5 protein-coding genes are annotated in these 4,859 nt (G+C 62.6%); 4 read left to right on the top strand and 1 reads right to left on the bottom strand.

Going from position 1 to position 4,859, the window contains the following annotated elements; all coding sequences use genetic code 11:
- Positions 1–102 precede the first annotated feature (102 nt).
- Complete coding sequence (locus tag VD17_RS30895; protein WP_046057146.1) at positions 103–939, bottom strand: IclR family transcriptional regulator; 837 nt, start codon at positions 937–939, stop codon at positions 103–105.
- Positions 940–1,183: 244 nt separating this feature from the next.
- On the opposite strand from VD17_RS30895, the gene VD17_RS30890 reads away from it, so the two are divergent.
- The 4 genes from VD17_RS30890 to VD17_RS30875 are packed head-to-tail and all read left to right on the top strand — an operon-like array spanning position 1,184 to position 4,168.
- Complete coding sequence (locus VD17_RS30890) at positions 1,184–2,203, top strand: ABC transporter ATP-binding protein (RefSeq protein ID WP_046057145.1); 1,020 nt, start codon at positions 1,184–1,186, stop codon at positions 2,201–2,203.
- The gene (locus VD17_RS30885; RefSeq protein WP_033057241.1) at positions 2,200–3,069 is read left to right on the top strand and encodes an ABC transporter permease; all 870 of its coding nucleotides are present in this window, start codon (positions 2,200–2,202) and stop codon (positions 3,067–3,069) included. Before VD17_RS30890 ends, VD17_RS30885 begins: the two co-directional genes overlap by 4 nt.
- A 6-nt stretch (positions 3,070–3,075) precedes the next feature.
- A complete protein-coding gene (locus VD17_RS30880; RefSeq protein ID WP_046057144.1) occupies positions 3,076–3,870 on the top strand; it encodes an ABC transporter permease in 795 nt (264 codons plus the stop codon).
- 7 nt (positions 3,871–3,877) lie between these two features.
- Positions 3,878–4,168, top strand: a complete 291-nt coding sequence (locus VD17_RS30875) for a (2Fe-2S)-binding protein (protein ID WP_046057143.1) — start codon at positions 3,878–3,880, stop codon at positions 4,166–4,168.
- The last annotated feature ends 691 nt before the right edge of the window (positions 4,169–4,859 follow it).

Genomic DNA, 4,859 nt, shown 5'->3' with positions numbered 1-4,859 from the left:
GGCACATTCAACATCGATGTCGCCTGACACCCCGCCATCGTCGGAACGCCGCCCGGAGCCGGCTCACTCCTACAAGGCTCTGCGATTACTTGTAGATTGTATTCAGCCCTGGCCGAATACTTGGGAGGGCCGCCGCAACAAAGGATCAAACGGGTTGATCCGCGGCCCGATCAGTGCCGCTTCGCGCTTGAGCATTTCCACCACCGTCGGCAAGCGATCCGGCCCCAGCCGATCACTCACGGTCGCCACACTCAGTGCCGCGACTGCCCGCCCTTCACGATCCAGGATCGGCACCGCCACCCCGGCCATGCCCTGCAACACGCCGGTGTTGCGCCCGGCGTAACCGAGCTTGCGCACGTTCTCGACTTCCGAGCGCAGGAACACCTCGTCGTACAGGTGGAAATCCTTGAGCCGCGGCAAGTTGTAGTGAATCACCGTGTCGCGCTCTTCTTCCGGCAGGAACGCCAGAATCGCCAGGCTACCCTGCCCCACGCCCAGCGCCACCCGCCCGCCGATGTCACCGGTAAAGGTGCGGATCGGAAACGGCCCTTCGCTGCGATCCAGGCAGATCGCATCAAACCCACTGCGCGCCAGCAAGAACAACGAATCCCCCAACGACGCTGACAGCCGCAGCAGCGCCGGCCGCACCAGTTCGCGCAGGTTTCCGGTGTTCCCGGCGCGGGCCGCCAGGGCAAAAAACTCCAGACTCAAGCGATAGCGTTTGCTGCGCGCATCCTGCTCAACCATGCCCTCATCCATCAGGCTGCGCAGCAATCGGTGCGTGGTCGGTTGCGACAGGCCAATGCGCTGGGCCAGTTGCGTCACGCGCTCCCCGCCCTCGACGGTGTCACCCAGACTGCGCAGCACGGCAAACAGTCTGGAGACCGCACCAACACCGACATCACTTTTGTTTTCATTCCGCTCAATGGAATCTGTCATGGGTTTTCTCAAGTATTAATTTACTCACCGAATGAAACTGAAAATAGTCATCGCTTCAGTGAAATAGGCCATTGAGCCCATCCTATTCTTCGTCCTACTCTGCGTCCAGACAGGGGCGATTCGAACAACAGCGGCAGCCGACAGAAGTCGAGCGCCAACGCACCCAGCAACATTTTTTCGTATCTGCCCATACAAAAAAGCGCGCCTTCGGGCGACGCATAACAATCTCAGGTGGAGCGCAGTTATGGCATTTGTGCAACTTGAAGGACTCGGCAAACGTTACGGTGAGATCGACGCCGTCGTTGCCACCAACCTCTCGGTCGAGAAAGGCGAGTTCGTCTCGCTGCTCGGCCCCTCCGGGTGCGGCAAAACCACCACCCTGCAAATGATCGCCGGCTTCGTTGAAGTCAGCAGCGGACGCATTGTGCTGGACGGTCGCGACATCACCCACGCCAAACCCGCCAGCCGTGGTCTGGGCGTGGTGTTCCAGAGCTACGCGCTGTTCCCGCACATGACCGTGAAAGACAACGTCGCCTTCGGCCTGCGCATGCGCAAAGTGCCCGGTGCCGAGTTGCAGCAGCGCGTGGATCGGGTGCTGAAACTGGTGCGCCTCAACCAGCACGCCGAGCGTTACCCCCGGGAGCTCTCCGGTGGCCAGCGTCAACGCGTTGCCCTCGCTCGGGCCTTGGTGATCGAGCCGCCGGTACTGCTGCTCGACGAGCCGCTGTCCAACCTCGACGCCAACCTGCGCGAAGAGATGCAATTCGAGATCCGCCGCATTCAGCGCGAAGTCGGAATCACCACACTGATGGTCACCCATGATCAGTCCGAAGCGCTGTCCATCAGCGACCGGGTGGTGGTGATGCAGGCCGGGCGCATCACCCAGATCGACGCGCCCTACACCCTCTACGAACACCCGCGCACCAAGTTCATTTCCGGTTTCGTCGGCAAGGCCAATCTGCTGCCGGGCGAGCATGATGGCGCGGGTGTGGTCCAGGTTCGCAGTGGCGGCGAACTGACCCTGAGCCTGCGTCCGGAAAAAATCGATCTGCGGGACAAAGGTCAGGGTCGCTTGCAAGGCAACATCGTCAGCCGCTTCTTTCTCGGCAGCCAATGGCTGTACGGCGTGTCGACGACCTTGGGCGAACTCAGCGTGGTGCGCCGCAACGACGGTTCGGCACCGCTGACTGAGGGCACGGCGGTCGGCCTCGATTGGGACGCGACGTTGTTGCGGGTGCTGAGTGTCGACGAGGTGCCGGCATGAGTACGCTTGTCGCCATCCGCCAGGGACGCCAGGGCTACTGGCTGTCGGCACCCGCCCTGGCCTTATACCTCAGCCTGCTGGTTATCCCGCTGCTGCTGACCTTGGTGCTGTCGTTCAACGTCTTCGACTACAGCTCGGGGATCAACGGCGATGCCTTCACCCTCGATCATTACAGCAGCCTGTTGGGTGACTCGTACTTCTACGAAATCTTTTTGCGCACGATGTGGATCAGCGCCCTGACCACCCTGCTCTGCGTGGTGATCGGCGTACCCGAGGCCTACATCCTCAGCCGCATGGGTACGCCGTGGCGCTCGATTTTTCTGATTCTTATTCTCACGCCGCTGCTGATCTCTGTGGTGGTGCGCGCCTTCGGCTGGAGCCTGTTGCTCGGCGCCGACGGCCTGGTCAACCAGACCCTGCAAGCCTTCGGCGGCTCGCCGATGAAACTGCTCTACACGCCGTTCGCGGTGGTGATTGCGCTGGTCCACGTGATGCTGCCGTTCATGATCATTCCGGTCTGGACCTCATTGCAAAAACTCGACCCGGCCGCCGAGCAGGCCGCGATGTCCCTCGGTGCCAGCCACTTCACCGTGATGCGCCAAGTGGTGCTGCCGCAGATCATGCCCGGCGTGCTCTCGGGCACCTTGATCGTGTTCGGCCTTGCAGCCAGCTCCTTCGCGATTCCCGGCCTGCTCGGCGGACGCCGGATAAAAATGGTCGCCACGCTGATCTACGACCAGTACTTGTCGGAGCTCAACTGGCCGATGGGCGCGGCCATCGCCGTGGCCCTGCTGTTGCTCAACCTGCTGATCATGCTGTCGTGGAACCGGATGATCGAAGGCCGCTACAAGAAGTCATTGGGATAACTCGTCATGTCCAAGAACGGTCCTTTCGCCCTGCTGTTCCATACCCTGGTGGTGCTGTTCATGCTGGCGCCGCTGGTGGTGGTCTGCCTTGTGGCCTTCACCCCGGAAAACACCCTGAGCCTGCCGACCACGGAGTTTTCCCTGCGCTGGTTCCGCGCGGTGTTCGAGCGTGCTGACTTCGTCGATGCGTTCTACAACAGCCTGATCCTGGCCTTTTGCGCGGCCAGTCTGGCGACGCTGATTGCGGTGCCGGCGGCGCTGGCGATCACGCGCTTCGAATTCCCCGGCCGCGACTTTTTCAACGGTCTGTTCCTGTCGCCGATCATCATTCCGCACTTGGTGCTGGGTGTCGCATTGCTGCGCTTGTTTGCGCTGATGGGCTTCAACGGCAGCTTCGCCTGGCTGATCTTCGCCCATGTGCTGGTGATCACACCGTACGTGCTGCGGCTGGTGCTGGCGTCGGCCATCGGCCTGGATCGCAGCGCCGAACACGCCGCGCAATCGCTCGGTGCCGGGCGCTTCACGCTGTTCCGGGAAATCACCTTGCCGATGATTCTGCCGGGGGTGGCCGGTGGCTGGCTGCTGGCGTTCATCAACAGTTTTGACGAGGTCACACTGTCGATCTTCGTCACCTCGCCGGCCACACAAACCTTGCCCGTGCGGATGTACGTGTACGCCACCGAATCCATCGATCCGATGATGGCGGCGGTCTCGGCACTGGTGATTGCGCTGACCGCGCTGACGATGATTTTGCTCGACCGGGTCTACGGCCTGGATCGGGTTCTGGTGGGAAAACAATGAGGGCGCCATGGCTCTGCTGAAACGACTGGCCGAAGGCGACCGCCCGGCCCTGGACTTTACCCTCGATGGCCAACCGGCCACTGGCCTGCTCGGCGACACCTTGCTGACGGCGGTGCTGACCTGCAGCGAACACTTGCGCGGCAGCGACTTCAGCGCCGAACCCCGCGCCGGGTTTTGCATGATGGGCGCATGCCAGGACTGTTGGGTTCGACTGGGCGACGGTCGGCGCGTGCGCGCCTGCTCGACGTTGCTCGAAGCCGGGCAACAGATCAGCCGCGAACCGGGACGGTCCCTATGAACACCTTCCCTACCAGCAGAAACCGTATCCCCTGTGGGAGCGGGCTTGCTCGCGAAAACGGTTTGTCAGCCAGCATTAATGTTGACTGTGCCGCCCTCTTCGCGAGCAAGCTCGCTCCCACAGGGGTTCAGCGGCGTTCACGAAACCCGGGCGCAACCCCCATCCATTGTGGGAGTGAGCCTGCTCGCGATAGCGGTCGGTCGGCCACCCCATCTGTTGAATGTGCTGGCCTCTTCGCGAGCAAGCTCGCTCCCACAGGGGTTCAGCGGCGTTCACGAAACCCGGGCGCAACCCCCATCCACTGTGGGAGCGAGCCTGCTCGCGATAGCGGTCGGTCAGCCAGCCCATCTGTTGACTGTGCCGCCGTCATCGCGAGCAAGCTCGCTCCCACAGGGGTTCAGCGGCGCTCACGAAACCCGGGCGCAACCCCCATCCATTGTGGGAGTGAGCCTGCTCGCGATAGCGGTCGGTCGGCCAGCCCATCTGTTGACTGTGCCGCCGTCATCGCGAGCAGGCTCGCTCCCGCAGGGGTTCTGCGGCGTTCACGAAACCCGGGCGCAACCCCCATCCATTGTGGGAGCGAGCCTGCTCGCGATAGCGGTCTGTCGGCCACCCCATCTGTTGACTGTGCTGCCGTCATCGCGAGCAAGCTCGCTCCCACAGGGGTTCTGCGGCGTTCACGAAACCCGGG

The sequence above is a fragment of the Pseudomonas fluorescens genome (assembly GCF_000968015.1).
In the GTDB taxonomy this organism is placed as follows: domain Bacteria; phylum Pseudomonadota; class Gammaproteobacteria; order Pseudomonadales; family Pseudomonadaceae; genus Aquipseudomonas; species Aquipseudomonas fluorescens_W.
The sequence above is the reverse complement of the archived record's forward strand: the minus strand, read 5'-3'. Positions and strand labels throughout refer to the sequence as shown.

Excerpts from the sequence above, each read along its gene's own strand:
- VD17_RS30885 (WP_033057241.1), top strand. The coding sequence starts at position 2,200 with ATGAGTACGCTTGTCGCCATCCGCCAGGGACGCCAGGGCTACTGGCTG.
- VD17_RS30890 (WP_046057145.1), top strand. The coding sequence starts at position 1,184 with ATGGCATTTGTGCAACTTGAAGGACTCGGCAAACGTTACGGTGAGATC.
- VD17_RS30895 (WP_046057146.1), bottom strand. The coding sequence starts at position 939 with ATGACAGATTCCATTGAGCGGAATGAAAACAAAAGTGATGTCGGTGTT.
- VD17_RS30875 (WP_046057143.1), top strand. The coding sequence starts at position 3,878 with ATGGCTCTGCTGAAACGACTGGCCGAAGGCGACCGCCCGGCCCTGGAC.
- VD17_RS30880 (WP_046057144.1), top strand. The coding sequence starts at position 3,076 with ATGTCCAAGAACGGTCCTTTCGCCCTGCTGTTCCATACCCTGGTGGTG.